24 protein-coding genes and 3 tRNA genes are annotated in these 26,486 nt (G+C 71.4%); 24 read left to right on the forward strand and 3 right to left on the reverse strand.

The window, feature by feature from the left end:
* The first annotated feature begins 162 nt into the window (after positions 1–162).
* From HNR68_RS05475 to HNR68_RS05500, 6 genes are all read left to right on the forward strand, one after another.
* Complete coding sequence (locus tag HNR68_RS05475; protein WP_179718269.1) at positions 163–2,784, forward strand: putative bifunctional diguanylate cyclase/phosphodiesterase; 2,622 nt, start codon at positions 163–165, stop codon at positions 2,782–2,784.
* Between the two features lie 135 nt (positions 2,785–2,919).
* Positions 2,920–2,992: transfer RNA gene (locus tag HNR68_RS05480), tRNA-Thr, on the forward strand.
* Between the two features lie 108 nt (positions 2,993–3,100).
* Positions 3,101–3,176, forward strand: a tRNA-Met gene (locus HNR68_RS05485).
* Positions 3,177–3,241: 65 nt separating this feature from the next.
* Positions 3,242–3,406 (forward strand): 50S ribosomal protein L33, encoded by a 165-nt coding sequence (rpmG, locus tag HNR68_RS05490; protein ID WP_179718271.1) that lies wholly within the window; start codon positions 3,242–3,244, stop codon positions 3,404–3,406.
* Between the two features lie 169 nt (positions 3,407–3,575).
* Positions 3,576–4,034, forward strand: a complete 459-nt coding sequence (locus HNR68_RS05495) for an FAS1-like dehydratase domain-containing protein (RefSeq protein ID WP_179718273.1) — start codon at positions 3,576–3,578, stop codon at positions 4,032–4,034.
* Positions 4,034–4,459 (forward strand): MaoC family dehydratase, encoded by a 426-nt coding sequence (locus HNR68_RS05500; RefSeq protein ID WP_179718275.1) that lies wholly within the window; start codon positions 4,034–4,036, stop codon positions 4,457–4,459. The genes HNR68_RS05495 and HNR68_RS05500 overlap by 1 nt, the downstream gene beginning before the upstream one ends.
* Positions 4,460–4,505: 46 nt before the next feature.
* On the opposite strand, the gene HNR68_RS05505 is transcribed toward HNR68_RS05500, so the two are convergent.
* Positions 4,506–5,735 (reverse strand): pyridoxal phosphate-dependent aminotransferase, encoded by a 1,230-nt coding sequence (locus tag HNR68_RS05505; protein ID WP_179718277.1) that lies wholly within the window; start codon positions 5,733–5,735, stop codon positions 4,506–4,508.
* A gap of 202 nt (positions 5,736–5,937) precedes the next feature.
* Here HNR68_RS05505 and HNR68_RS05510 point away from each other — a divergent pair.
* The 5 genes from HNR68_RS05510 (at position 5,938) to rplA (ending at position 8,762) form a co-directional block, all read left to right on the forward strand.
* A tRNA-Trp gene (locus HNR68_RS05510) sits at positions 5,938–6,010 on the forward strand.
* 30 nt (positions 6,011–6,040) lie between these two features.
* Positions 6,041–6,442: a preprotein translocase subunit SecE gene (gene secE / locus HNR68_RS05515; RefSeq protein WP_179718279.1), complete on the forward strand. Its 402-nt coding sequence runs from the start codon at positions 6,041–6,043 to the stop codon at positions 6,440–6,442.
* Positions 6,443–6,521: 79 nt separating this feature from the next.
* Positions 6,522–7,373 carry a transcription termination/antitermination protein NusG gene (nusG, locus tag HNR68_RS05520; RefSeq protein WP_179718281.1) on the forward strand — a complete coding sequence of 284 codons (852 nt, stop codon included), beginning with the start codon at positions 6,522–6,524 and terminating at the stop codon, positions 7,371–7,373.
* 152 nt (positions 7,374–7,525) lie between these two features.
* Positions 7,526–7,960: a 50S ribosomal protein L11 gene (gene rplK / locus HNR68_RS05525; RefSeq protein ID WP_179718284.1), complete on the forward strand. Its 435-nt coding sequence runs from the start codon at positions 7,526–7,528 to the stop codon at positions 7,958–7,960.
* 91 nt (positions 7,961–8,051) lie between these two features.
* Positions 8,052–8,762 (forward strand): 50S ribosomal protein L1, encoded by a 711-nt coding sequence (rplA, locus tag HNR68_RS05530; RefSeq protein ID WP_179718286.1) that lies wholly within the window; start codon positions 8,052–8,054, stop codon positions 8,760–8,762.
* 66 nt (positions 8,763–8,828) lie between these two features.
* On the opposite strand, the gene HNR68_RS05535 is transcribed toward rplA, so the two are convergent.
* A complete protein-coding gene (locus HNR68_RS05535; protein ID WP_179718289.1) occupies positions 8,829–9,707 on the reverse strand; it encodes a hypothetical protein in 879 nt (292 codons plus the stop codon).
* Between the two features lie 240 nt (positions 9,708–9,947).
* Here HNR68_RS05535 and rplJ point away from each other — a divergent pair, with 240 nt between their 5' ends.
* From rplJ to HNR68_RS05600, 13 genes are all read left to right on the forward strand, one after another.
* Positions 9,948–10,475 (forward strand): 50S ribosomal protein L10, encoded by a 528-nt coding sequence (gene rplJ / locus HNR68_RS05540; protein ID WP_179718291.1) that lies wholly within the window; start codon positions 9,948–9,950, stop codon positions 10,473–10,475.
* Between the two features lie 89 nt (positions 10,476–10,564).
* Positions 10,565–10,954, forward strand: a complete 390-nt coding sequence (gene rplL, locus HNR68_RS05545) for a 50S ribosomal protein L7/L12 (RefSeq protein WP_179718293.1) — start codon at positions 10,565–10,567, stop codon at positions 10,952–10,954.
* Between the two features lie 453 nt (positions 10,955–11,407).
* Positions 11,408–12,625 carry an ABC transporter ATP-binding protein gene (locus HNR68_RS05550; protein ID WP_179718295.1) on the forward strand — a complete coding sequence of 406 codons (1,218 nt, stop codon included), beginning with the start codon at positions 11,408–11,410 and terminating at the stop codon, positions 12,623–12,625.
* Positions 12,622–13,413, forward strand: coding sequence for an ABC transporter permease (locus HNR68_RS05555; RefSeq protein WP_179718297.1), 792 nt, complete (start codon positions 12,622–12,624; stop codon positions 13,411–13,413). The genes HNR68_RS05550 and HNR68_RS05555 overlap by 4 nt, the downstream gene beginning before the upstream one ends.
* Positions 13,414–13,435: 22 nt before the next feature.
* Positions 13,436–14,275 (forward strand): MlaE family ABC transporter permease, encoded by an 840-nt coding sequence (locus HNR68_RS05560; protein WP_179718299.1) that lies wholly within the window; start codon positions 13,436–13,438, stop codon positions 14,273–14,275.
* A 14-nt stretch (positions 14,276–14,289) separates the two neighbouring features.
* Positions 14,290–15,609: an MCE family protein gene (locus HNR68_RS05565; RefSeq protein ID WP_246330396.1), complete on the forward strand. Its 1,320-nt coding sequence runs from the start codon at positions 14,290–14,292 to the stop codon at positions 15,607–15,609.
* Positions 15,606–16,628, forward strand: a complete 1,023-nt coding sequence (locus HNR68_RS05570) for an MCE family protein (RefSeq protein WP_179718303.1) — start codon at positions 15,606–15,608, stop codon at positions 16,626–16,628. The genes HNR68_RS05565 and HNR68_RS05570 overlap by 4 nt, the downstream gene beginning before the upstream one ends.
* On the forward strand, positions 16,625–17,605 hold the full coding sequence (locus HNR68_RS05575; RefSeq protein WP_179718305.1) for an MCE family protein: 981 nt from the start codon (positions 16,625–16,627) through the stop codon (positions 17,603–17,605). Before HNR68_RS05570 ends, HNR68_RS05575 begins: the two co-directional genes overlap by 4 nt.
* On the forward strand, positions 17,602–18,774 hold the full coding sequence (locus HNR68_RS05580) for an MCE family protein (protein ID WP_179718307.1): 1,173 nt from the start codon (positions 17,602–17,604) through the stop codon (positions 18,772–18,774). Before HNR68_RS05575 ends, HNR68_RS05580 begins: the two co-directional genes overlap by 4 nt.
* Positions 18,775–18,920: 146 nt before the next feature.
* Entirely contained in the window at positions 18,921–20,051 is a 1,131-nt protein-coding gene (locus tag HNR68_RS05585; RefSeq protein WP_343049957.1) for an MCE family protein, read from the forward strand.
* A complete protein-coding gene (locus HNR68_RS05590) occupies positions 20,051–21,154 on the forward strand; it encodes an MCE family protein (RefSeq protein WP_179718311.1) in 1,104 nt (367 codons plus the stop codon). The genes HNR68_RS05585 and HNR68_RS05590 overlap by 1 nt, the downstream gene beginning before the upstream one ends.
* A gap of 15 nt (positions 21,155–21,169) precedes the next feature.
* Entirely contained in the window at positions 21,170–21,679 is a 510-nt protein-coding gene (locus HNR68_RS05595; RefSeq protein WP_179718313.1) for a nuclear transport factor 2 family protein, read from the forward strand.
* A gap of 36 nt (positions 21,680–21,715) precedes the next feature.
* The gene (locus tag HNR68_RS05600; protein WP_179718314.1) at positions 21,716–22,678 is read left to right on the forward strand and encodes a hypothetical protein; all 963 of its coding nucleotides are present in this window, start codon (positions 21,716–21,718) and stop codon (positions 22,676–22,678) included.
* 45 nt (positions 22,679–22,723) lie between these two features.
* Here HNR68_RS05600 and HNR68_RS05605 read toward each other — a convergent pair whose 3' ends face one another.
* On the reverse strand, positions 22,724–25,840 hold the full coding sequence (locus HNR68_RS05605) for a CHAT domain-containing protein (RefSeq protein ID WP_179718316.1): 3,117 nt from the start codon (positions 25,838–25,840) through the stop codon (positions 22,724–22,726).
* Positions 25,841–26,486: the final 646 nt, after the last annotated feature.

Here is a 26,486-nt window from a genome sequence, read left to right on the forward strand (position 1 = left end):
GGGCGATGTCACCGGAACGGGTGCCTCGTACCGGTGTCGGCGGAGGTGTTCGCTGCCTGCGAGCGGGGCCGTTCGCCCCTGGCCAAGGCGTGCTGGCGTGAGTCACGATCGGCGACGGCGATCTCGTGGTGCGCCCGTGCTGCCGGGCGGGGAGGAGAGTGGATGGTCGGGCGTCACCGCTCCCTCGGTGCACAACCCGAACTGGAGCACTCGCGTCCCCCGGTGCGGCCCGAGGTCGACCCGGCGCGGCGGCGCACGTTCGCCGGCTTCTCCTTCGCGGTGCTCCTCGCCGGGGTGCTGGCCTCCGCGCTGACCTCGGCGTGGCTGCCGTTCCACTACCGGTCCGACCTGCTGTTCCTCGGTCCGCTGCTGGCCATGGGCTTCCTGCTGGCCGAGCAGCTGACGATCGACGTGGACGTCAAGCGGGTCGGCTGGACGATCTCCTTCACCGAGATCCCGCTCATCCTCGCCCTGCTCACGGTGCCGTTCGAGGTGGCGCTGGCGGCGAACCTGCTGGCCGGGCTGGGCGCCCAGGTCGGGCGCCGGGCGGCCACCCACGTCGCCTACAACGCCGGGGTGATGTGCCTGGAGATCGCGGTGCCGTTCGCGGTCGCCCACGCGGTCAACCAGGCGCTGGTCACGGTCGCCCCGGTCTGGTTCGGCCCCGTCGTGGGCACCCTGACGTCCTCGCTGATCAGCTGCGGCTTCGCGCTCGCCGCGCTGCACGTGCTGGGCGGCGCGATGCGCGTCTCCGCCGGCGCGCGGCTGGCGGTGCGCACGCTGGCCGTCGGCCTGCTCAACACCTCGGTCGGCCTGGTGAGCTACGAGGTGGCGCTGACCACCCCGTGGGGGTGGCTGCTGGTGGCGCTGGTCGCCGCGGCGGTGATCGGCCTGTACCGGGCGTACTCGGACCTGATGCGCGAGCAGCGCGACCTGGAGACGCTCAGCGACGTGAGCCTCAGCGTGGCCCGCTACGGGCAGCGGAGCCCGCGGCAGGGCCCCGGCGAGGCGGTCCCGGAGGTGGGCGAGTGGGAGCCCGTCGCCGAGCGGATCCGGGAGCAGCTCAACGCCACCCGCGTGGTGCTGCGGCTGCGGCTGGACCCGAGCGGTGAGGTGAGCACCCTCGTCGCCGGTGAGGACCTGCCGGAGGCGGCCTGGCAGGCCGCGCCGTCGGCGTTGCGCGAGGACCCGCTGCTCCAGCTGCCGGGCAGCCACGTGCGCTCGTTCCGGACGCTCGAAGCGCCCGAGGAGGTGCGGCGGGCGCTGCGGCAGCGCGGCGCGTACGAGGCCCTGGTGGTCCCGCTGCGCGGCGCGACGCAGCTGCTCGGCGCCGTCGAGGTGCACGACCGGGTGAGCCGCTGGCGCGGTTTCGGCCGGGCGGACGTGCGGTTGCTGCACACGCTCGCCAGCCACCTCGCGACCGCGATGGACAACCGCCGGCTGCTCGCGCGGCTGCGCCACGACGCCTACCACGACCCGCTGACCGGGCTGCTCAACCGCACCGGCTTCCGCGAGATGGCCGCCGAGGAGCTGCGCGGCGGCCGCACCGCGGTCGTGCTGCGCGTCGACCTCGACGTGCTCACCACGGTCAGCGAGGCCCTCGGCTACACCTGGGGCGACCGGATGGTCGTCGCCGCCGGGCAGCGGATGAGCGAGGAGCTGGGCGGGGCGCCGCTGGCCCGCCTGGAGGCGGGCTCGTTCGCGGTGCTGCTGCTGGACCACAGCGAGGCCCAGGCCCACGAGGTGGCCCAGCACCTGTGCGAGACGATCGCCCGCCCGTACCCGCTGGACCGGATCGTGGTGGAGGCCGCGGGCGTGGCCGGCTACGCCTCGTCCGCGCCGGCCGACGGCGAGTGCGAGAACGACGTCGACACCCTGCTGCAGCGCGCGGACGTCGCGGTGCGGGCGGCGCGCAACAGCGAGCACGTGGTGCGCGGCTACGCGCCCGCGATGGGGCAGGTGTTCCTGCGCCGGTTCCAGCTGGTCACCCAGTTCCGGCACGCGCTGGACACCGGCCAGGTCGAGGTGCACTACCAGCCCAAGGTCGCGCTGCCGGAGCGCAGCGTGGTCGGCGCGGAGGCCCTGGTGCGCTGGTCGCACCCGGAGTACGGGCGGCTCGACCCGGACGAGTTCGTGCCGCTGGTCGAGGCGACCGGCCTGGTCGACGCGCTCACCTCGTTCGTGATGGAGTGCGCGCTGGTCAAGATCCGGCAGTGGCTGGACGCCGGCCTGCGGATGTCGGTGGCGGTGAACCTGTCGGTGCGCAACCTCGCCGACGAGGCCTTCCCGGACCGCGTCGCCGAGGCGCTGGAGCGCCACGACATCCCGCCCGAGCTGCTCACCTTCGAGCTCACCGAGTCCAGCGTGATGGCCGACCCGGAGCGGTCGCTGCCGGTGCTGCGGCGGCTGCACGCGATGGGCGTGGTGCTGGCGGTGGACGACTTCGGCACCGGTTACTCGTCGCTGGCCTACCTGCGGCAGCTGCCGGTGGACGAGGTGAAGATCGACAAGAGCTTCGTGCTCGGCATGGGCACCGACCTCGGTGACATGGCCGTGGTCCGCTCCATCGTCGAGCTGGGCCACTCGCTGCACCTGGCGGTGGTCGCCGAGGGCGTCGAGGACGACGCGGCGCGCGACCAGCTGGTGGAGATGGGCTGCGACGTGGCGCAGGGCTACCTGATCTCGCGGCCGCTGTCCGAGGAGCGGTTCGAGGCGTGGCTGAAGGCCCGCACCAAGCGCGGCGTCGGTCCCCGGTCCGAGACCGTCCTCACACTCCTGCACTGAAGCGCCGCCCGCCGCCCGCGGACCCCCAGCGGAGCCGGGAGAGTGGTCCTGACCAGGGTTTTCGCCGAAAGTGGACCCCCCTGTTCAGGGGCCTCGAGAGGGTGTGTAAAGTTCTAGGCGTTCCGCAGGGAACACGCCCCAATAGCTCAGTCGGCAGAGCGTCTCCATGGTAAGGAGAAGGTCTACGGTTCGATTCCGTATTGGGGCTCGAAAGACAGCCGCAGTGCTCGGTAAACTAGGTGCTGTGGCTGTTTTGCGTGGGACATCCTGCGTCGGCTGAGGCTGCCGGTGCGCGGCGCATCGAAGGTCCCAGCAAGGCGGTGTAGCTCAGTCGGTAGAGCAAGCGGCTCATAATCGCTGTGTCGCCGGTTCAAGTCCGGCCACCGCTACCAGTCACGGTCCGCGCGGATCACCCGCGAACCGCCCAGCAGTATCACCGAGACAGAAAGGCACCCCCGTGGCCGCCACCGACGTCCGACCCAAGATCACGCTGGCGTGCGAGGAGTGCAAGCACCGCAACTACATCACCAACAAGAACCGGCGCAACAACCCGGACCGGTTGGAGATGAAGAAGTTCTGCCCGAACTGCGGTACGCACAAGCTCCACAAGGAGACCCGCTGAGCCAGGCACGTCCGCGGAACGGTTCGCCGTTCGCGACTGCTCAGTGTCCCTGAGTGGCTTCGAGCCCGCCCCCGGCGCCGGGGGCGGGTTTTTTCGTGCCGGTGTGGTGAGGCGCACGGGTGTTCGGGAAGCGGGTGGGGCGGCGCCCGGGGTCGGGTAGCCTGCGCGCGTGCCGCTTGACCAGTCATTCATCGGACGCGAGTACCCGCCCACCCCGCCGTACGAGGTCGGGCGGGAGAAGATCCGGGAGTTCGCCACCGCGATCGGCGACGACTCCCCGCTGTACCGGGACGTCGAGGCCGCCAAGGCCGCCGGGTACCCCGACGTGATCGCCCCGCCCACGTTCGCGGTGATCATGTCCATGGGCGCGCACGACGCGCTCGTCGAGGACCCGCAGCTCGGGCTGGACTACAGCCGCGTGGTGCACGGGCAGCAGGAGTTCACCCACCACCGGCCGATCCAGGCCGGCGACCGGTTGGTCACCGTGGTGCACGTGGACGACATCAAGACGCGCGCGGGCAACGACTTCCTCACGGTGCGGGCCGAGATCAGCACCGTCACCGGGGAACCGGTGTGCACCGCGAAGTCGATGCTGGTGGCCCGCGGGACCGGGGAGGACGAGGCGTGATGGGCGTGCGGTTGTCCGAGGTCGCGGTCGGCGACCAGCTCCCCGAGCTGAGCGTGGCGCTCACCCGCACCGACCTGGTCCGGTACGCGGGCGCCTCCGGTGACTTCAACCCGATCCACTGGAACGAGCGGTTCGCCACCGAGGTCGGCCTGCCGGGCGTGATCGCGCACGGCATGCTCACCATGGCGGTGGCCGGTCGCCTGGTCAGCCAGTGGACCGGCGACCCGGGCGCGATCGTGCACTACGGGGTCCGCTTCACCCGGCCGGTCGTGGTGCCCGACGACGAGACCGGCGCGCGGGTGGACGTCACCGGCAAGGTCTCGGCGATCAACGACGACGGCACGGTGAAGGTCGCCATCACGGCCAAGAGCGCGGGCCAGGGCGTCCTCGGCGGCGCCACCGCCACCGTCCGCCTGCCCCGGTGAGCGAGGAGGTGGGGGCGCCCGGTCCGGCAGCCCCCACCCCGGGAGATCACGTCGCTTCGGCGAGCAGCGAGCCGAGCCGGTCCACCCCGGTGACCAGGTCCTCGTCGCCGAGGGCGTAGGAGAGGCGGAAGTAGCCGGGCGTGCCGAAGGCCTCGCCCGGGACCACCGCGACCTCGGCGTGCTCGAGGACCAGCGCGGCCAGCTCCACGCTGCTGCTCGGGCGCACCCCGCGGATCTCCTTGCCCAGCACGTCCTTCACCGACGGGTACGCGTAGAACGCGCCCCGCGGCTCGGGGCAGCTGACGCCCGGGATCGCCGAGAGCATCTCGACGATCGTGCGCCGCCGGCGGTCGAAGGCCGCGCGCATCTCGTGGACCGCGTCCAGCGAGCCGCTGACCGCCGCCAGCGCGGCCCGCTGCGAGACGTTGGCGACGTTGGACGACAGGTGCGACTGCAGGTTCGTCGCCGCCGCGATCACGTCCGGCGGGCCGATCATCCAGCCCACCCGCCAGCCGGTCATGGCGTAGGTCTTGGCGACGCCGTTGAGCACCACGCAGGTGTCGGCCAGCTCGGGCACCACGGCGGGCATCGACACGTGCCGGGCGTCGCCGTAGACCAGGTGCTCGTAGATCTCGTCGGTGACCACCCAGATGCCGTGCTCGACGGCCCAGCGGCCGATCGCCTCCACCTGGTCCGGCGGGTAGACCGCCCCGGTCGGGTTGGACGGCGAGTTGAACACCAGGACCTTGGTGCGCGGCGTGCGGGCCGCCTCCAGCTGGTCGACGGTGACCAGGTAGCCGGTCGACTCGTCGGCCGGGACCACCACCGGAACTCCACCCGGCAGGGTGATCGCTTCCGGGTAGGTGGTCCAGTACGGGGCGGGCAGCAGCACCTCGTCGCCCGGGTCCAGCAGGGTCTGGAAGGTCTGGTAGACGGCGTGCTTGCCGCCGTTGGTGACCAGCACCTGGCCGGCCTGCACGGAGTACCCGGAGTCCCGCTGGGTCTTGGCGGCGATGGCCTCGCGCAGCTCCGGCAGCCCCGCGGCCGGGCTGTAGCGGTGGTTCTTCGGGTCGGAGCAGGCGGCGATCGCGGCGTCCACGATGGGTTGCGGCGTCGGGAAGTCGGGTTCGCCGGCGCCGAACCCGATCACCGGGCGCCCGGCGGCCTTGAGCGCCTTCGCCTTGGTGTCCACGGCCAGGGTGGCGGACTCGCTGATGCCGCCGATCCGGGCGGACACCCGCGTTCTGGTCTGGTGGTCTGCGTGCGGTGTGGCCATGCGGGGATACTGGCACGAAGTGGCCGGCGACACGCTCCTCACCAGCGGCGGAGCGGTTCTTCGCGCGACACGGGGGGTGCCGTTGGATACCGCCTGTCGGCGTGCCGTACACTTCCGTACCTGGATGCCCGAACTCCCGTGGAACTCCGGTCCCATGGCGATGGCGGGCGCCCGCCGAGTGCGGCCTGGGTCCAGGCCGCGGAGGGGTGTAGCTCAATTGGCAGAGCAGCGGTCTCCAAAACCGCAGGTTGCAGGTTCAAGTCCTGTCACCCCTGCGTCGATGCGACGGTGAGCGGAGGATTGGCGTGAGCGAGGACCGCGAGCAGGAGCAGGGCGGGGCGCGCGACGACGCCAACCGTCCGTCCAGCGCTGCGGCGCGGCGCGAGCGCCGTGCTTCCTCCCGTCCGACCGGTCGCCGGGGCCGGTCTGGTGAGTCGAGTTCCGGCTCGACGCGCACAACTGAGTCGAAGGGTCGGCCGACCCCAGCACGGGACGGTCGGCAGGGTCGGGTTTCGCTGTTCCGGAAGATCGGACGCTTCCTGCGCGAGGTCGTCGCCGAACTGCGCAAGGTCATCTGGCCGACGCGCAAGTCGCTGGTGTCCTACACGCTCGTGGTGCTGGTGTTCGTCAGCGTCATGGTGGCGTTCGTGGCCGGCGTTGACGTGCTCTTCGCCAAGGGCGTGGGTTGGCTGTTCGGCTCCGGCTGAACCTCAGGGCCCGCGCTTGAGGTGGTGCCGGCGGAGCAACGACCCGGCACACAACGCACGAGAGGAAGCGAGACCGACTGTGACCTCCCACGAGGGCCAGGAAAACACCGGCCTCACCGACGAGCAGGTGCAGCCAGCGGCCGACGAGGCCGGGGCGGCCGCGGACTCGGTCGATGCAGTCGAGTCCACCGGCGGTGCCGACTCCGGCGAGGACGCCGGTTCCACCGACGCCACCGAGTCGCAGGCCGAGACCGACGCTGACGCCACCGACGCCTCCGGCGAGGGCGAGGCGGCCGCGGAGGCCGAGGAGACCGAGGAGCCCGACCCCGTCGAGGAGCTGCGCGCCGCACTGCGCCGCGCGCCCGGCGAGTGGTACGTGGTGCACTCCTACGCCGGCTACGAGAACAAGGTCAAGACCAACCTCGAGACCCGCGCCCAGACGCTGGACGTCGAGGACTACATCTTCCAGGTCGAGGTGCCGACCGAAGAGGTCACCGAGATCAAGAACGGCCAGCGCAAGCTGGTGCAGCGCAAGGTGCTGCCCGGCTACATCCTGGTCCGGATGGAGCTCAACGACGCGTCCTGGAGCGCGGTGCGCAACACGCCCGGCGTCACCGGCTTCGTCGGCGCCACCTCCAAGCCGTCGCCGCTGAGCATCGACGAGGTGCTGAAGTTCCTCGCGCCGCAGGTCGAGGAGAAGAAGGCCGAGCCGGGCAAGAAGGCCGCTGCCGCACCGTCGGCCGCCAAGCCCGCGGTGGAGGTCGACTTCGAGGTCGGCGAGTCCGTCACCGTCATGGACGGGCCGTTCGCGACCTTGCCCGCGACCATCAACGAGGTCAACCCGGACGCCCAGAAGCTCAAGGTCCTGGTGTCGATCTTCGGCCGCGAAACGCCGGTTGAGCTGTCGTTCAACCAGGTTTCCAAGATCTGACCGGATCCCCACGGGGAGACGGCCGGCTGCGCGCGGGTCTGGCAGGACCGCGCGCAGCAGCGGGCGATGCCACCGTTTCGTGGTCTCGCCAGATCGGCCCCGCAGCCAGGCGGGGCCGGGCAACCGGATAGCGAAGACACAGGAAAGCGAACATGCCGCCCAAGAAGAAGAAGCTGGCAGCGATCATCAAGCTGCAGATCCAGGCGGGCCAGGCCAACCCGGCCCCGCCGGTCGGCCCCGCGCTGGGTCAGCACGGCGTCAACATCATGGAGTTCTGCAAGGCGTACAACGCCGCGACCGAGCAGCAGCGTGGCAACGTGGTGCCGGTCGAGATCTCCGTGTACGAAGACCGCTCCTTCGACTTCAAGCTGAAGACCCCGCCGGCCGCGAAGCTGCTGCTGAAGGCCGCCGGTGTGCAGAAGGGCAGCGGCGAGCCGCACAAGAACAAGGTCGGCAAGGTCACCATGGACCAGGTCCGCGAGATCGCCGAGACCAAGATGGCCGACCTCAACGCCAACGACATCGACCAGGCCGCCAAGATCATCGCCGGGACCGCCCGGTCGATGGGTCTGACCGTCGAGGGCTGACACACGCGGTCCGGTTCCGACCGGGCACCGCTGTGGGAGGGCTGGCGCAGCCCGACCAACCACAACTGATCCACCGCTGATAGGGACAGAGATGGCAAAGCGCAGCAAGGCATACCAGCAGGCGGCCGAGCTGGTCGACCGGACGCGGCTGTACACGCCGGCGGAGGCCGCTGAGCTGGCGAAGAAGACCTCCAAGGTCAAGTACGACGCCACCGTCGAGGTGGCGCTGCGGCTGGGCGTCGACCCCCGCAAGGCAGACCAGATGGTCCGCGGCACCGTGAACCTGCCGCACGGCACTGGTAAGACTGCCCGCGTCATCGTGTTCGCCGTCGGTGACAAGGCCGCTGAGGCCGAGGCCGCCGGGGCGGACGCGGTTGGTTCCGAGGACCTGATCGAGCGCATTCAGGGCGGCTGGCTCGATTTCGACGCGGCGATCGCCACCCCGGACCAGATGGCCAAGGTCGGCAAGGTGGCCCGCATCCTGGGCCCGCGCGGCCTGATGCCGAACCCGAAGACCGGCACCGTCACCCCGAACGTCGCCAAGGCGGTCGCGGACATCAAGGGCGGTAAGATCAACTTCCGCGTCGACAAGCAGGCCAACCTGCACTTCATCATCGGCAAGGTGTCGTTCGACACCGACAAGCTGGTGGAGAACTACGCGGCCGCGCTGGACGAGATCCTGCGGGCCAAGCCGTCGGCGTCGAAGGGCCGGTACCTGAAGAAGGTCACCTTCACCACGACGATGGGCCCGGGCATCCCGGTCGACCCGAACATCACCCGCGGCATCTCGACCTCGGTCTGACGCCGCAGAACCGCTGCGAGGGCGGGCTGACCTCCGGGTCGGCCCGCCCTCGTCGTTGCTCCGGGGTCAGCGACAGGTGGAGCTCTGGAAGGCGTAGCCGCTGATCGCCCAGCCCCCGTCCGGCTGCCGGGTGAGCTTGAGGCTGCCCAGCTGCGGTCCGCCCCGCACCTGGACGCGGCAACCGTGCACCACGGCTTCGGGACCGTTCACCACGACCGCGTCGGGGCCGGGCTTCGGGTTGGCGTACGCGCTGCCGTCGGTGATCTGGTCGTGGACCTGCCGGGCCGCGGTGGCGCAGTCGGGAGCCTGGTGGCCGACGGCGAACCCGTTCTGGCCCGCCGCGTCGAACAGCCCGCACGCCTGCGCCGGGTCGTCGCCGCGCAGCAGGTTGTGCAGGTCGTACAGCGCGTCCTCCGGGGTCGGCGCCTTCTGCGGCACCGGGCGGACCGGGGGCTGACCGCTGCCGGAGGAGTCGGAACCGCTGTCGCCGCTGCCGAAGTAGTGGTCGTAGGCCCAGTTCAGCAGCAGGAGGACGACGAGCAGGTAGACGAGGCGCCGGACGAGCTTGGAGCGCAGCAGGCCGAGAGCCTTCTTCCACCAGGGCTTCTCGGGCGCCTCCGCCGGGCTGCTCGGTGGCCGGACCGCGACGTCGCCGCCCTGGCTCTCCTGCCATTCGCGGAACTTCTGGAACTGCAGGAACTGCTGGTACTGCCGGAACTCCTCGTCGTCGGCCGGCCGCGGCGGTCCGGCCGGTGCCGGCGCGGTGACCTCCTCCACGACTTCGGCGTTGACCACGTCCGCGGGACGGGCCTTCTCCGGCAGGTCCTTCGAGCCGGGCTCCGGCGACGCGTGCTGATCAGCCACGCCCCACATGATGCCCGCCCGGGCGATCGAGGTCACCACCTGCGCGGACGCCGGGGGTGGTGGGCGGTGCCGGGGACGCATCGCGTATCCTTGGGGAGGTTCCACCAAAGACCGCTGGTCTTCTCCGCGCCCCGCGAGGGGTCCGTGGAGAACTAAGGTCCCGTGAGATGCGGGCGGCCCGCGCAGGAGGGACGAGGCTACGCGTGCGCGCTGCTCAGCGTGCCCATGATCGTGACGCCCCGTGCTTGCTGCGCAGGGGCGTTTTGTCGTCTCAGGACCGACTGGATGCGCCAGCACAGTCGGAGATAGAGAGGAGGCGACATGGCGAAGCCCGACAAGGTCGATGCGGTCACCGAGATCGCTGAGCACTTCAACAACTCGACCGCTGCGGTCGTGACCGAGTACCGCGGGCTGTCCATGGCGCAGCTGACCGAGCTGCGCCGGGCCCTCGGCGCGGGCGCGACGTACCGTGTCGCGAAGAACACGCTCGTCAAGCGTGCCGCTGAGCAGTCGGGCGTCGAAGGGCTCGACGACCTGTTCGTCGGTCCGACCGCGATCGCCTTCGTCGAGGGTGAGCCGGTCGACGCCGCCAAGGCGCTCAAGGAGTTCGCCAAGAACAACCAGGCCTTGGTGATCAAGGGCGGCTACATGGACGGTCGCCCGCTGTCCGTTTCCGAGGTCGAGCGCATCGCCGACCTCGACTCGCGCGAGGTCACGCTGGGCAAGCTGGCCGGTGCGATGAAGGCCAAGTTGGGCCAGGCCGCCGCGCTGTTCGCCGCGCCGGCGTCCCAGGTGGCTCGGTTGGCCGCTGCTCTGCAGGAGAAGAAGGGCAGCGACGCCGACGCCTGAGTCCTGCAGCGGATGCAGTTGTCGGTCGTAGGAATTCCCCTTCCCGGGTGCCGCCGGTGCTCGGGCACTGAACGGAAAGGAACGCCGCCGTGGCGAAGCTGAGCAACGAAGAGCTGTTGGACGTCTTCAAGGAGATGACCCTCCTGGAGCTGTCCGAGTTCGTGAAGCAGTTCGAGGAGACCTTCGACGTCACCGCCGCCGCCCCGGCCGCCGTCGCGGCCGTCCCGGCTGCGGGTGGCGCTGCCGCCCCGGCCGCTGAGGAGCAGGACGAGTTCGACGTCATCCTCGACGGCGCCGGCGACAAGAAGATCCAGGTCATCAAGGTCGTGCGTGAGATCGTCTCCGGCCTGGGCCTGAAGGAGGCCAAGGAGCTGGTCGAGGGCGCTCCGAAGCCGATCCTGGAGAAGGTCGAGAAGGAGAAGGCCGAGGAGGCCAAGGCCAAGCTGGAAGAGGCCGGCGCCACCGTCTCCCTCAAGTGAGCCCCCGCAGGAGCTCGACCTCCTGCTGACTCACCGTGGAAGGGCGGGCACTCGCGGTTGCGGGTGCCCGCCCTTTTTTGCTCTCGGAAAATTCTTCAAAACGTTCAACCACCTCTTGCTCGCGTTGTCCCGACCGTTGTTGACCGAGAGTGTTCGATCTCGTGCACACCGCGCAGTCGCGGTCGGTGAACGGGAAAGAGAGGCGCAATCGGACACATCGCGGTGACTTCTCCGACGCGCGATCTTTTCCTCTGGCATCGTCGCAGGTCAGCAGGGCTGTGTGAAATGCCGTGACCGATTCTCGGGACTTTTGCAGAACTGGCGAGTAACCCATTCGCGTCGGGCTCGTTGCACAGGTGTGACGCTGATGACTGTCGTTGTGCGCGTCACATGTGTCAGGCTGCCTCTTCGGGTGGTCCGACGGGGATCGAATTCGAGGACGCGGAGGTGCGGATGGGCGTCGAGGTGGTCGTCGACGGGCTGTCGAAGTCCTTCGGCGCGCAGACCATCTGGCGGGATGTCTCGCTCACGCTTCCGCCCGGCGAGATCAGCGTGCTGCTGGGGCCTTCCGGGACCGGGAAGTCGGTGTTCCTGAAGTCGTTGGTGGGTCTGCTCAAGCCGGAGCAGGGCAAGATCGTCATCAACGGCGTCGACATCTGCAGCTGCTCGGAGAAGGAGCTCTACGAGGTCCGCAAGCTGTTCGGCGTGCTGTTCCAGGACGGCGCGCTGTTCGGCTCGATGAACCTGTTCGACAACATCGCCTTCCCGCTGCGCGAGCACACCCGCAAGAGCGAGTCCGAGATCCGGCGGCTGGTGCTCGAGAAGATGGAGATGGTCGGCCTGATCGGCGCCGAGGAGAAGCTCCCCGGCGAGATCTCCGGTGGTATGCGCAAGCGCGCCGGGCTGGCCCGCGCGCTGGTGCTGGACCCGGAGATCATCCTCGTCGACGAGCCGGACTCGGGTCTGGACCCGGTGCGCACCGTGCTGCTGAACCAGGTGATCGTCGACCTCAACGCGCAGATCGACGCGACGATCCTCATCGTCACCCACGACATCAACACCGCCCGCACCGTGCCGGACAACATCGGCATGCTCTACCGCCGCAACCTGGTCATGTTCGGCCCGCGCGAGGTGCTGCTCACCTCGCCGGAGCCGGTGGTGGTGCAGTTCCTCAACGGCCGTCCGGACGGGCCGATCGGCATGACCGAGGAGAAGGACACCGGCGCGGACGAGCTGGAGCGGCTGAGCCAGATCTCGGTGCCGCCGATGGTGCCGCAGCTGGACGTCTCGCCCGGGATGCCGGAGCGGACCGCGGTGCGCCGCCGCAAGGAGCGGGTGCTGCGGCAGCTGCGCACGCTGTCCCCGTCGGCGCAGCAGGAGATCATCAAGACGCTGACCCCGGAGGAGCTGGCGCTGTACGGCATCTCCGCCCCGGCGACCGGCGCGTGGCCGCAGCAGACCGAACCGGCACCGCAGGCCCCGGCGGCCCCCGCCCCGGCCCCGGCGCCGCTGCCGCAGTCCGAGGTCGCCGACGTGCCGCGGCAGCCGCGCCCGTCCCCGCACCCGCGGGACCCGGAGGCGCCGCCGTGGGCGGGCGCGCAGGAGCAGGCGACCGAGCCGGTGGAACCGGCCCGCCGCCGGTGGTTCGGCCGCAAGCGAGGTGAGCGGTGAGCTCTCCGTCGCAGGTGCGGTTCCCGGGTGCGGCGGGGTTGCGTCAGACCGGGCGGCTGTTCGCGCTCGGGCTGGACGTCATGCGGTCGCTGCCGAAGCGCCCGTTCCAGGTCCGCGAGTTCATCCAGCAGTGCTGGTTCATCGCCAGCGTGACGATCCTGCCGACCGCGCTGGTGTCCATCCCGTTCGGTGCGGTGATCGCGCTCCAGCTCGGTTCGCTGACCCGCCAGATCGGGGCCCAGTCGTTCACCGGCGCGGCCAGCGTGCTGGCGATCATCCAGCAGGCCAGCCCGATCGTGACCGCGCTGCTCATCGCCGGCGCGGGCGGTTCGGCGATCTGCGCCGACCTGGGCTCGCGGAAGATCCGCGACGAGATCGACGCGATGGAGGTGCTGGGCATCTCGCCCATCCAGCGGCTCGTGGTGCCGCGGGTGCTGGCCGCGATGCTGGTGGCCGTGCTGCTCAACGGCATGGTCAGCGTGGTCGGCGTGCTGGGCGGCTACACCTTCAACGTGATCATGCAGGGCGGCACGCCCGGCGCCTACATGGCGAGCTTCAACGCGCTCGCGCAGCTGCCCGACCTGTGGATCGGTGAGCTGAAGGCGCTGATCTTCGGCTTCCTGGCCGGGGTCGTGGCGGCCTACCGCGGGCTGCACCCGCCGCCCGGCCCGAAGGGCGTCGGGGACGCCGTGAACCAGTCCGTGGTGATCACGTTCCTGCTGCTGTTCGCGGTGAACTTCGTGCTGACCACTGTCTACTTGCAACTCGTGCCACCCAAGGGCATGTGACCGGTCCGCCGGGAGAAATGACATGGTGACGATCTCGCAGCGCGCCAAGCGCGCGGCTCGGCGGCCGTTGGAGCTGTTGGACGACCTGGGCGACCAGCTGTCGTTCTACGTGCGGTCGCTGGTGTGGGTCCCGCGCGCTGTCACGCGCTACACGAAGGAGACGCTGCGGCTGCTGGCCGAGGTGAGCTTCGGCAGCGGTGCGCTGGCGGTCATCGGTGGCACGGTCGGCGTGATGATCGGGCTGACCCTGTTCACCGGCACGGTGGTGGGCCTGCAGGGCTTCGCCGCCTTGGACCAGCTGGGCACCTCGGCGTTCGCCGGCTTCATCTCGGCCTACTTCAACACGCGGGAGATCGCGCCGCTGGTCGCCGGGCTGGCGCTGTCGGCGACGGTCGGTTCCGGCTTCACCGCCCAGCTCGGCGCGATGCGGATCTCCGACGAGATCGACGCGCTCGAGGTGATGGGCGTGCCGAGCCTGCCCTACCTGGTGACCACGCGGGTGGTCGCCGGGTTCATCGCGGTGATCCCGCTGTACGTGCTGGGCCTGCTCACCTCGTACGTGGCCGCGCGCGGCGTCACGGTCTACGTCTACGGCCAGTCAGCGGGCACCTACGACCACTACTTCAACCTGTTCCTGCCGCCCGAGGACGTGCTGTGGTCCTTCGGGAAGGTGCTCGTGTTCAGCGTCGTGGTGATCATGACGCACTGCTTCTACGGCTACCGGGCCAAGGGCGGCCCGGCCGGCGTCGGCGTCGCGGTGGGGCGCGCGGTGCGCACCGCCATCGTCACCACGGCGCTGCTGGACTTCTTCCTCAGCCTCGCGATCTGGGGCACGACTACGACGGTTCGGATCACCGGATGAGTACCCGAGGTGCGATGACGACGTTGCGGCGCCGGGCCCTGGGGCTGGCGTTCCTGCTGTGCATGGTGCTGTTCGTGACGCTGTGCGTGGCGATCTACGAGAAGGCCTTCAGCTCCAGCGTGCGGGTGGTGCTCAAGGCCGCCGCCACCGGCAACCAGCTGCTGCCCGAGTCCGACGTCAAGGTGCGCGGCATGGTCGTCGGCCGCGTGGTGGACGTGAAGTCCACAGGGGACGGTGCCGAGCTGGAGCTGGCGCTGGACCCGGACAAGGTGCAGCACCTGCCGTCCAACGTCTCGGCCCGGCTGCTGCCCCGGACGTTGTTCGGCGAGCGCTACGTCTCGCTGGAACTGCCCGAGCAGGCCGCCACCACCACGCTGGCCGCCGGTGACGTCATCGAGCAGGACCGCACCACCGCGGGCATCGAGCTGGAGAAGGTGCTGTCCGACACCATGCCGGTGCTGCAGGCGGTGCACCCCGACGACCTCGCGGTCACGCTCAACGCGCTCGACCAGGCGCTGTCCGGGCGCGGCGAGCAGCTGGGCGAGACGCTGTCGCAGCTCAACACCTACCTGGACGGCCTCAACCCGTCGGTGCCGGACCTGCAGCGCAACCTCAAGGAACTGGTCGGCGTCGCCGAGACCTACGAGGAGGCCGCGCCGGACGTGCTGGAGGCGCTGGACAACTTCAGCACCACGGCGCGGACCCTGGTGGCGCAGAAGGAGAACCTGCAGACGCTGACCTCCCAGCTGACCACCACCGCCGGGGACGCCACGACGTTCTTCCAGGACAACGGGCAGAACCTCATCCAGCTCGCCGAGGCGCAGCGGCCCACGCTGGACGTGCTGGCCAAGTACGCCCCGCAGTACAAGTGCTTCCTGGACGAGATGGCGGCGTACGTGCCGCGCATCCGGAAGGTGTTCGGCGAGGGCACCGACGAGCCCGGCCTGCACATCACGCTGGAGGTCGTGCCGCACCGCGGGAAGTACCGCCCGAACCAGGACGAGCCGGAGTTCAACGACAAGCGCGGGCCGCGCTGCTACAACGACCTGCCGCTGCCCGACCCCATCCCCGAGTACCCGCCGGACGGGCCGTTCGACGACGGTTCGGTGCCGCCCGCGCCGTCCCGCCAGGTCGACGAGGCCCTTGACCGGCTGCAGGGCGGTGACGACGAGCTCGCCAGCACCACGTCGCAGTGGGTGAACTCCCCGGCCGAGCGCGACATGGTGTCGGTGCTGCTGGCCCCGGCGGTCGGCCGGGACGCCGCCGACCTGCCCGACTGGGGCTCGCTGCTGGTCGGCCCGGTGCTGCGCGGGGCGGAGGTGAGCTACCGATGAACGGCCGGAGCATCACCGGACCGCTGGTCAAGTTCGGCATCTTCGTGCTGGTCACCGTGCTGACCACCGGGGTGCTGGTGCTGACCATCGCCAACCGGGACCTGCGTTCGGCGGAGTCCTACACCGCGCGGTTCACCGACGTCACCGCCCTCAACGAGGGCGACGAGGTGCGCATCTCCGGCGTGAAGGTCGGCGAGGTGGAGAGCATCGACCTGGTCGACCGGCGGGTGGCCGAGGTGCGGTTCAACGTCGCCGACCGGCCGCTGCCGGCCACCGTGACCGCCACCATCAAGTACCGGAACCTGGTCGGTCAGCGCTACATCGCGCTGGAGCCGGGGCCGGGCGACACGGGCGTGCTGCCGCCCGGGGCGACGATCCCGCTGGAGCGCACCAAGCCCGCGCTGGACCTCACCGTGCTGCTGGGCGGCTTCAAGCCGCTGTTCCAGGCGCTGTCGCCGGAGGACGTCAACAAGCTGTCCTTCGAGATCATCCAGGTGCTGCAGGGCGAGGGCGGCACGGTGGAGAGCCTGCTGGCCCACACCGCCTCGCTGACCTCCACGATCGCCTCCCGCGACGAGGTGATCGGGCAGGTGGTGGACAACCTGAACGGGGTGCTGGACACGGTCAACGCCCGCGACCAGCAGCTGTCCGAGCTGATCGGCCAGCTGCGGCAGGTGGTCTCCGGGCTGTCCGAGGACCGCGACTCCATCGGTGACGCGATCACCGCGATGGACGGGCTGACCAACAGCACCGCCGGGCTGCTCACCGAAGCCCGCCCGGGGCTGCAGCAGGACATCGCCGGGCTGGGCACGCTGTCGAAGAACCTCAACGACAACGAGGAGCTCGTCGACCGGTGGCTGCAGAACCTGCCGGGGAAGGTGGAGATGCTCACCCGGACCGCGTCGCACGGCTCCTGGTTCAACTTCTTCAACTGCAAGATGACCGGGACCGTGGGCGTCGGTGAGCTGAACCTGCCGCTGCCGCTGGTGCCGGTCAACCAGCCGAGGTGCCAGCCATGACAGCCTTCTCCAACCGCGACCCGCTCAAGATCGGCATCGGTGGCTTGCTGGTGCTGGTGCTGCTGTTCCTGCTCGCGCTGAACTTCGAGCGGCTGCCGCTGGTCGGCGGCACGACCTACACCGCGCAGTTCAGCGAGGCGGCCGGGCTGCGGCCGGACAACGAGGTGCGCATCGCCGGCGTGAAGGTGGGCACGGTCTCCGACGTCGAGCTGGAGGGCGACCACGTGCTGGTCAGCTTCCGGGTCAACGACGCCTGGATCGGCGACCACACCACCGCGGCGATCCGGATCAAGACGCTGCTCGGCCAGAAGTACCTGGCGCTGGACCCGCAGGGCGGCCAGGAGCTCGACCCGGACGAGCCGATCCCGTTGCAGCGCACCATGTCGCCCTACGACGTGATCGAGGCGTTCAGCGACCTGTCGACCACTGTGGACAAGATCGACACCGAGCAGCTGGCGCAGAGCTTCCGCGCGATGTCGGAGACCTTCTCCGGCACGCCGGACGAGGTCGGTGGTGCGCTGGACGGCCTGTCCCGGCTGTCGCAGACCATCTCCTCCCGGGACGAGCAGCTGGAGCAGTTGCTGAACAACACCGCGCAGGTGTCGCGGACCATCGCCGACCGCAACGAGGACTTCGAGAAGCTGCTCGCCGACGGCAACCTCCTGCTGCAGGAGGTCCGCGCGCGGCGGGACTCGATCAGCTCGCTGCTGGACGGCACCCGCCAGCTGTCCCAGCAGCTGAGCGGTCTGGTCGACGACAACGCCGCGCAGATCGGCCCGGCCCTGCAACAGCTGGACCGGGTCACCAAGCTGCTCCAGCGCAACCAGGACAACCTGGACCGCAGCTTGGAGATGTTCGCGCCGTTCACCCGCCTGTTCTCCAACGTCCTGGGCAACGGCCGGTGGTTCGACAGCTACGTCTGCGGTCTGCTGCCGCCCGCCGTCGGCCCGATCAACCAGAAGGGCTGCCAGCCATGACCAGCGCACGCCCCTCGCTCACCCGCGTGCTGTCGATCGCGGTGGTGCTCGTGCTCGCCGTCACCGCCGCCGTCTGGTGGTTGTTCTTCGGCGCCACCGAGCGCAAGGTCACCGCGTACTTCGGCGCGGCCGTCGGCATCTACCCCGGCGGTGACGTCCGGGTCCTCGGCGTCCCGGTGGGCACCGTGGACGAGGTCGTCCCGCAGGGCCAGGTGGTCCGCGTCGTGATGAGCGTGGACCGGGACGTCCAGGTGCCCGCGGACGCGGGCGCGGTCGCCGTCGCGCCGAGCGTGGTCAGCGACCGCTACGTGCAGCTCGCCCCGGTCTACCGCGGCGGGCCGACGCTCGAGGACGGCGCGGTGATCCCGAAGGAGCGCACCGCGACCCCGGTCGAGCTGGACTCGATCTACCGGAGCCTCAACGACCTGGCCAGCACGCTCGGCCCGCAGGGCGCCAACGCCGACGGCGCGCTGACCGACCTGCTCAACACCGGCGCGGCCAACCTGCAGGGCAACGGCCAGGCGCTGTCGGAGACCATCCGCAACCTCGGCGAGGCCGGTACCACGCTGTCCGGCAACAGCGAGGAGCTGTTCGCCACCGTCGACAACCTGCAGCGGTTCACCTCGATGCTGGCCGCCAACGACGACCAGGTGCGCCGGTTCAACGACCAGATGCAGCAGGTCAGCTCGATCCTGGCCGGCGAGCGCGAGGACATGGGCGCGGCGCTGGCCGAGCTCGCGGTGGCGCTGGGCAAGGTGGAGTCCTTCGTCCGGGACAACCGCGCGCAGGTGAAGTCCAACGTGGACCAGCTGAGCGGGGTGGCGCAGACCCTGGTGCAGCAGAAGGAAGCGCTCCGCGAGTCGCTGGTGAACATCCCGCTGGCGCTGTCCAACCTGTCCAACGTGTACAACGGCGCCTCGGGCACCCTGGACACCAGGATCACCATCAACGAACTGGCCCAACCGCCCGTGGTGGCGGTGTGCAAGCTGCTGGAGCAGCACGCGCCGGGTGACGTGCCGAAGGAGGTCAGCGACGCCTGCCAGTCGCTGCAGCCGGTGCTCGACGGCGTGGTGAAGCTGCCGACCCCCGCGGAGGCGCTCAACGCCATCCAGAACGGCACGCTGCCGGAGCTCCCGCTCCCGCTGTCCCCGCAGGGAGGTACCCGATGAACCTCCGCCGAACCCGCCGCACGCGCCTCTCGTCCGCGGGGTCCGACGCGACTTCCACGGCCATCGGGCGTCCGGCCCCAACGGACCTCGCGGACCGGGGTGCGGGGAGCCGGAGGCGCCGGGCGTGGCGCGTCGGGGTCGCCGCGGTGCTGTCGGTGGCCGTGCTCGGCGGGTGCTCCCGCGGCGTCTACGACATGCCGCTGCCCGGCGGTGCCGACATCGGCGACCACCCGTACGAGGTGAAGGTGCGCTTCGACGACGTGCTGGACCTGGTGCCCAACGCCGGCGTGCGGGTCAACGACGTGCCGGTCGGCCGGGTCAGCACCATCGGCCTCGCCCCGGGTTCCTGGGACGCCGAGGTGACCGTGCTGGTCAACGGTGACGTCGAACTGCCGGCCAACGCCACCGCCCGGCTGCGGCAGTCCAGCCTCCTCGGCGAGAAGTACGTCGAGCTCGCCGGACCGCCGGAACCGCAGCAGCCGGTCGGCAGGCTCGGCGACGGCGACGTCATCGAGCGGGCCAACACCGGGCGCAACCCCGAGGTCGAAGAGGTGCTGGGCGCGCTGTCCATGCTGCTCAACGGCGGTGGCGTCGCCCAGATCCAGAACATCACCAAGGAGCTCAACGCCGCGCTGGAGGGCCGCGAGTCCGACGTGCGCGGCGTGCTGTCCAACTTGGACGAACTGGTGTCGGGGCTGGACGCCCAGCGCGACGACATCACCCGCGCCCTGGACAGCATCAACCGGCTCAGCGCCCGGATCAACGAGCAGCGCGGCAGCATCGACACCGCGCTGCGCGACCTCGAACCCGGCCTGCGGGTGCTCAACGAGCAGCGCACCCAGCTGGTCGGCATGCTCGAGGCGCTGGACCGGCTCTCCGTGGTGGCCACCGACGTGGTCGACCGCTCCGGCGACGACCTGGCGCACGACCTCGACCAGCTCGCCCCGGTGCTGCAGCAGCTGTCGGCGGCCGGGGAGAACCTGCCGAAGTCGCTGGAGGTCCTGCTGACCTTCCCGTTCCCGGACAACGTGGTGGACGGGATCCAGAACAGCGACTACGTCAACCTCTACACCGACGTGAACCTCAACCTCACCGAGGTGCTGAAGAACCTGGGCCGCAGCAGGCAACCGCTGCTCCCGCTGCCGGACGCGGTGCAGAACCTGCCGCTGCCGCTGTCGCCGCCCGACGAGGGCACCGAGACGTCCCAGCCGCCCGCTGAGTCCGAGGAGGACTCCGGCGGTGGCCTGCTGGGCTCCTTGCTGGGAGGTGGCCGCTGATGCTCACCCGTCGGGTCCGCGTGCAGATCATCGCCTTCGTGGTGATCGCCCTGGTCGGCGTCAGCTTCGCCGGCGCCCGCTACGCCGGGCTGGACCGGCTGTTCGGCCCCCGGGGCTACGTGGTCACGCTGCAGCTCGCCGACACCGGGGGCGTCTTCGAGAACGCCGAGGTCACCTACCGCGGCGTGCCGGTCGGCCGGGTCGGCACCCTCCAGCTCACCGCGAACGGCGTGCAGGTCCCGCTGGACATCGAGCCCAACGCCCCGAAGATCCCGCGCGAGGTCGAGGCCGTGGTGACCAACCGGTCCGCGGTCGGCGAGCAGTACGTGGACCTGCGGCCCAAGCGGGACGGCGGTCCGTACCTGCAGCAGGGTTCGGTGATCACCCAGGAGTCGGCCACCACCCCGCTGCCGGTGGAGACGCTGATGACCAACCTGGACAGCCTGGCCAACTCGGTGCCGCAGGACTCGCTGCGCACCGTGGTCAGCGAGCTGGGCACCGCGTTCCGGAACAACGGCGGGCACCTGCAGAAGATCGTCGACACCAGCCGCGAGTTCATCGCCACCGCCCAGCAGCACCTGCCGCAGACCGTGCAGCTGCTGGAGAACGGCAAGACCGTGCTCGGCACGCAGAACGAGCAGGGCTCGGCGATCCGGTCGTTCAGCAGCGACCTGCGGCTGCTGTCCGAGCAGCTGGAGCGCTCCGACGGCGACCTGCGCGCGGTGATCGAGAAGGCGCCGCCCGCCGCGCAGCAGGTCAGCGGGCTGATCCGGGAGAACCAGCAGCTCACCCCGCTGCTGGCGAACCTGACCACGACCTCGAAGCTGATCGCCCAGCACCTCGACGGCGTCGAGCACGCGCTGGTGGTCTACCCGGCCGCGGTCACCGTGAGCCGTACCGTGGTGCCCGGCGACGGCACCGCGCACTTCGGCCTGGTGCTCAACGCCTTCGACCCGTTGCCCTGCACCGAGGGTTACGAGGGAACCGACCGCCGCAACGGCATCGAGATGGACCCGGTGCCGGTCAACACCGACGCGCACTGCGCGGAACCCCCGGGCAGCGACACGTCGGTGCGCGGCGCGCAGAACGCACCCGGGCAGTAGGGAAGGAGCCCGAGCATGACCGCAGGAACCCGACGGCGCCCGATCGTCCCCCTGGTGCTGTTCGCGGTGAGCCTGGTGGCGTGCCTGGTCACGGGGGCCTCCTGGGCCCTGGCCGCCACCGACTCGTCGGTCGCGTACGCGGAGGTGCGCGACCAGGCGCTGCGTGACGGGCAGAACGCGATCATCAACTTCAACACCCTGGACTACCGGGACGTGCAGCGCGGGTTGCAGCGCTGGGAGGACAACTCCACCGGTCCGCTGCGCGACGAGATCCGCCAGGGCCGCCAGGACTACGCGACCCAGATCGAGCAGAAGCGCAGCACCACCACGGCCCGCGTCCTCGACTCGGGCATCGTGGAGCTCGACGAACGGGCTGGGAAGGCGCGGATGATCGCGGTGCTCCAGATCACGGTCACCGTCGAGGGGCAGCCGCCGGCCACCAAGCAGGACCGCTACCAGGCCGAGCTGACCCGCGAAGGAGACACCTGGAAGCTCAGCGCGCTCGGCCTGGTGCCGGTGGGCTGACCGGCCGACCGAGCGAGCAACACGAGGAGTCCCCCTGTGCCACCAACGAACCGCCGCCCGAACAAGCAACCGACCCGTCGCCCCAAGGTCGCGGGCCTGCGCAACCGGCAGACCCGGGAGGAGCGGCTCGCCGAGACCAGAGGCGCCGACGCGCAGCCGGCCGGCACCGGGGGCGCGGTGACGCCGCCGGAGCGGGCCGACGAGGCCGCGGCGCCGGAGCGCAGCGAGGCTCCCGCGGCCGACGCACCGACGTCGGAGGAGGGGGCGGAGACCGTCGCGGCGGAGGGCAGCGAGCCCGCGGCGGAGGCCCCGGTGCCGGAGCGTGGTGCGGAGACCGTCGTGGCGGAGGGTGGTGAGTCCGCGGCGGAGGACGGCGGGTCCGTCGAGGGCACGACGGCGGAGTCCGCGGAGCCCGAGCAGGCCGAGGCGCCGTCGAGCGCGGAGGAGAGCGCCGCCGGCTCCTCCTCCGAGAAGCGGTCGGACGAGGAGGACGCGACCGGGCGTCGGCCGGTGTGGCCGCTGTGGGTGGCCACCGTGGTGCTCGCCGGGCTGGCGGTGTGGTTCGGCGTCGAGGCCTACACCGTGCGCTACACCGGGCCCGCCGCGAACGAGGCGCTGGTGTCGGCCGGGAAGACCAGCGAGGTCAGCGGCCAGGTGTCCGAGGCGGTGGAGAAGCTGTTCTCCTACGACTTCAACGACACCGGCAAGACCGAGGCGGCGGCGCGGGAGCTGCTGACCGGCCCGGCGGTGCAGCGCTACGAGGAGCTGTTCGCGGTGGTGAAGCAGCAGGCGCCGGAGCAGCAGCTGATCGTGACCACCACGGTGAAGGACCGGGCGGTGACCCGCCTGCAGGGCGACCGCGCGGAGCTGCTGCTGTTCGTCGACCAGCACGCGCGGCGCGCCAACGCCCCCGGCGAGAACGCGGGCCCGGCGCAGATCTCGGTGAGCGCCGAGAAGCACGGCGACGTCTGGAAGATCAGCCAGATCACCCTGCGCTGACCCCCGCTCCGGCCGGGGCCGCGGTGCCCCGGCCGGGGTCGGCCGCTACGGCCCGACGTGGACGTGCGGGGACCAGCGGGAGGGCTCGTCCGGGTAGTGCGCCCGGAGCTGCCGGACCGCGTTGTGCAGGGCGTAGGCCGCCCGGTCGGTGTCGAAGTCGTCGCCGAACAGGTCCGCGTAGACGTCCGCGTGGACCGCCACCGCGCTCTCCTCGTCGACCTCCCACAGCGTGCCGATGGTGTGGGTGAAGCCGGCGAAGCCCAGCGCGGCCGGCAGCGACACCGCGGCCGCGCACGGCTCGTCCGACGCCGTGGCGCACTGGCCGAGGTAGCAGAACTCCGCCTCGTCCAGCGAGACCTGGCCGAGGTCCACCAGGCCGAGCGGGCGCTGCGGCGCCTCGCGGTCCAGCAGCATGCCCGCCGCCGGTTGCGTCGGGAACTGCGAGCTCGGTTCGCAGACGTGCAGCCACGGGTGGTGCGGGATCATCCGCAGCACCTCCGCCGCGCTGACCGACTCCACCGCCGCGATCTCCGCGGACGGCCAGTACTGGGCCAGGACCTGGTTCTGCCGGGGCAGCTCGCGGGCCACCAGCTCCGCCGAACCGGCCGCCACCAGCGGGACGCCCGAGTCCGGGACCGGTCGCTCGATGGCCCGCAGCAGGCAGCCCAGGGTCGGTGTGTAGGAGGAGACGACCCGGTCCAGCGCGGACTCCCCGGTGCGCGCGGTGGCGGCGTGCACCGGCAGGAACGCCGGCGCGCCGAAGGCGCTCCACCAGATCCGCGGCCAGCGGGCGCCCGGCTCCGGGGTGCTGACGTACCCCATCCGGTCCAGGACCGGCCGGGCGATCCGGCGCCACGTCCAGTCCAGGCCGTCGACCAGCACGGAGTGGTCGTCCCGGTGCGCGGCCTCGAGCATCTCCGCGGCGCGCTCGGCCGCGTTCTCCGGGGTGACCTCGGGCAGCGGCACGGTGACCACGCGGCCGGCGATGAGCACCAGCGCGTCGGAGCGGTAGCGGCTGAGGTTGATCACCACCGCGCAGCCCTCCGGCACGGCCTCGGTGAGCTTCGAGACCGGGGTGCGCTGCAGGTGGTCGGGCCGCACCGCGCGGGTCTCGGCCACCAGCTGGTCCCAGGCGCGGGCCAGCCGCACGCGGTCGTCGTACTGGTCCAGCCCCGGTTCGGTCACCGGGCGGTCCAGCAGCCGGCGGAGCCGGACCACCTCGTCGGCCAGGTCCGGGTGGGTGCGGTGCAGCTCGCCGAGCTCGCCGCCGCTGGGCAGGAAGTCCGCCAGGACCGCCGAGCGCCCGTGCTCCAGCAGCTCCAGGGCCACTTCGGGTTCGCCGGCCTCCAGGGCGGCCGCCGCCGCGTCGGCGGTGATGGACGCCCACTGCTGCTGCGCGGTGGGCGGGGCCACGACCCGCTTGCCCCGGGTGACCAGCGGCAACAGGTCCACGGCGCGGGAGAACGACTCCAGCGCCTCGGACCAGCGGCCGGCCTGCGCGCCGATCCGCCCGGCCAGGGCGGCGGCCCGCAGCCGCTGGTCGGCCGGGGCGTTGGGCTGCTCCGCGGCGGACATGAGCACCTTGCGCGCCCACCGGTAGTAGCGCCGCCGCCCGGTGCGCTGGTACAGCGACTGCAGCGCGCGGCCCTGGTGGATCGCGGTGCTCGCGCGCTCGGGGGCGTCCGCCGGCATGGCGCCGAGCGCCTGCTCGAACAGCTCGATGGCCGTCTCGACGTCGCGCGTGCGGGACGACTGGCGGAACCGGTGCGCCGCGACCACGCCGAGCTGCGTCCACGCGGTGCGCTGCGCGTCGCGGCCGCTGTCGGCGGCCTCCCGCGCCAGGTCGGCCGCGCGGTCCAGGTCGACGGTGTCGCCGTTGTGCTCGAACCGCTCGATCAAGGTCGCGGTGAGCGCGTTGAGCGCCGCGCCGCGCTCCTCGGGCGCGGCCGCCTCCACCGCCGCCTCGCCCGCGGTGACCGCGGTGTCGAGCACCTTGGCCTCGGCGCCGTGCAGGAAGTGCCTGCGCAGCAGGGTGGCGTAGCCGGTCAGGGCGACGGCGCGCTCGGTGTCGTCGGCGGACATCGCGCGCACCGCCGGGGCGATCGGGCGCAGCACCCGGCGCAGCTGGCTGGCCTCACCGGTGGCGTCGACGTGCTCGACGACGGTGGCGGTGAGGTTCCGGATCGTGGTGCCGAGCAGCGGGTGGCCGGTGTCGAGCACGCCGAGCACGCCGACCAGCTCGCTGATCGCCGAGTTGAGGTCGGTCAGGTCGCCGTTCTCCCGGAACCGCAGCCGCAGGGCGCGCGCCAGCTCGCAGAGCGCGCTGCGGCGGGGGTCGCCGTCGGTGAGCGCCCCGGCACCGGTGCCGAGGTGCTTGATGGCCTCGTCCAGGTCGTCCAGCGAGCCGCCGCGCTCGTAGCGGCGCAGCAGCGCGCTGCCGAGGCTGACCAGCAGCTCGGAGGTGGCGGCGTCGGAGGCCGGGGAGATCCGCGCGGCCTCGCGGAACACGTCGATGGACTCGTCGTCGGAGGCGGGCGAGTCGGCCAACCGGCCGTGCAGCTTGAGCGCGTTGGCCAGCCTGATCAGCGCCATCGCCCGCCGCTGGTCGTGGCGCGGGGCCTGCTCGACGGCCTGGCGCGCGACCTGCACGCTCTCCTCCGCGGTCGGCGCGCTCGACGTCTTCGCCGCCAGGTCGGCCAGCGCCAGCGCCAGGTTGCACTGGTAGAGGATGCGGTCGCGGTCGGTCCGGTGCGCGGCGGTGGTCGCCGAGCGGTAGTACCCGATGGCGTCCTCGAGGTCGGCGAGGTCACCGGTGCGCAGGTGGGTCAGCTGGGCCGCGCTGCCGAGGTTGTTGAGCACGCCGGCGCGCGCCGGGTCGCTCTCCCGCAGCACGCTGGCGGTGGCCCGGAAGACCTCGGTGACCCAGGGCAGGTGCTCGAAGTCGAGGGTGGCGACGATCTGGTTCATCACCGCGATCGCGTCGGCGTAGCGCTGCTCGGCGCTGCGGCGGGGGTCGTGGGCCTCCGGCGCCTGCGGCTCCGGGGTGGTCTCGTGTTCGTCGGTGAACCAGCTGGAACGGGTACCGCCGCGGCCTCCTTGCCCTCCGGTCCAACGCTGCAGCCCGCCGAACCGCTCGCTCGCGCGGCTTGCATCGTCTGTCATCGGTAGTTCTCCTGTGGCTCGCTCACGGGGCACCGCTCGGGGAACTCGGTGGGTCGTATCACGCTACCGGCGAGCGCAGTCGCCGAGTAGCCCGCGTGCGTCACTCGAGATCGCACCGTCGGCCGATCGCGTCCTCCGGCACCGCTCGCCCGCGCGGCGGGAGGCGGTGAGGTCGAGGTCGTCGACGCTCACGGCCAGGTGGCGCTGCGCCCGTGGCGCGCTCGGCGGGCGGGACCGCCCCCGCGGGGCGCCCTGCCGGTGCCCGCGCGACGAGGGTCGCAGCTCGGTCGGCGCGGGGCGCGCAGCGGATCCCGCGGCCGGTCGGGCGCGCCGGGTCCGGGTCGGCGCCCGGCCGCGACGGCCGGTGCCGGTGGCGATCGGTGCCGGTGGGCCTGGGGTGACGGCGGGCGAGTCCGGTCGCTCCGGGTGCCGGTGCGGCGACCCCGGGTGTCCGGGCGCGCGCCGGCCTCCGGTCCGAGACGGTCCCACGGGCACGACGACCACCGTGACCACCGGTGCCGATGTGAGCACACCTGGTGCGTCCCCGAGGGCGGGTTGGCCGGAATGACTCCGTTCGGCGCAGTCGGGAATGCGCGACGGGCTCCCCGCGTTGAGTCGCTCGTCACCCCCGGGGCGGCGCGGGAGG

Origin of the sequence: Saccharopolyspora hordei (assembly GCF_013410345.1) — a bacterium.
GTDB classification, from domain to species: Bacteria; Actinomycetota; Actinomycetes; order Mycobacteriales; family Pseudonocardiaceae; genus Saccharopolyspora; species Saccharopolyspora hordei.

Coding starts and splice junctions, on each gene's coding strand:
- HNR68_RS05595 (WP_179718313.1), top strand. CDS start 21,170: ATGACCGCAGGAACCCGACGGCGCCCGATCGTCCCCCTGGTGCTGTTC.
- HNR68_RS05535 (WP_179718289.1), bottom strand. CDS start 9,707: ATGCGTCCCCGGCACCGCCCACCACCCCCGGCGTCCGCGCAGGTGGTG.
- HNR68_RS05570 (WP_179718303.1), top strand. CDS start 15,606: ATGAACGGCCGGAGCATCACCGGACCGCTGGTCAAGTTCGGCATCTTC.
- HNR68_RS05550 (WP_179718295.1), top strand. CDS start 11,408: ATGGGCGTCGAGGTGGTCGTCGACGGGCTGTCGAAGTCCTTCGGCGCG.
- HNR68_RS05505 (WP_179718277.1), bottom strand. CDS start 5,735: ATGGCCACACCGCACGCAGACCACCAGACCAGAACGCGGGTGTCCGCC.
- HNR68_RS05590 (WP_179718311.1), top strand. CDS start 20,051: ATGCTCACCCGTCGGGTCCGCGTGCAGATCATCGCCTTCGTGGTGATC.
- HNR68_RS05560 (WP_179718299.1), top strand. CDS start 13,436: ATGGTGACGATCTCGCAGCGCGCCAAGCGCGCGGCTCGGCGGCCGTTG.
- HNR68_RS05475 (WP_179718269.1), top strand. CDS start 163: ATGGTCGGGCGTCACCGCTCCCTCGGTGCACAACCCGAACTGGAGCAC.
- HNR68_RS05605 (WP_179718316.1), bottom strand. CDS start 25,840: ATGACAGACGATGCAAGCCGCGCGAGCGAGCGGTTCGGCGGGCTGCAG.
- rplK (WP_179718284.1), top strand. CDS start 7,526: ATGCCGCCCAAGAAGAAGAAGCTGGCAGCGATCATCAAGCTGCAGATC.
- rplA (WP_179718286.1), top strand. CDS start 8,052: ATGGCAAAGCGCAGCAAGGCATACCAGCAGGCGGCCGAGCTGGTCGAC.
- rplJ (WP_179718291.1), top strand. CDS start 9,948: ATGGCGAAGCCCGACAAGGTCGATGCGGTCACCGAGATCGCTGAGCAC.
- HNR68_RS05575 (WP_179718305.1), top strand. CDS start 16,625: ATGACAGCCTTCTCCAACCGCGACCCGCTCAAGATCGGCATCGGTGGC.
- HNR68_RS05580 (WP_179718307.1), top strand. CDS start 17,602: ATGACCAGCGCACGCCCCTCGCTCACCCGCGTGCTGTCGATCGCGGTG.
- HNR68_RS05565 (WP_246330396.1), top strand. CDS start 14,290: ATGACGACGTTGCGGCGCCGGGCCCTGGGGCTGGCGTTCCTGCTGTGC.
- HNR68_RS05500 (WP_179718275.1), top strand. CDS start 4,034: ATGGGCGTGCGGTTGTCCGAGGTCGCGGTCGGCGACCAGCTCCCCGAG.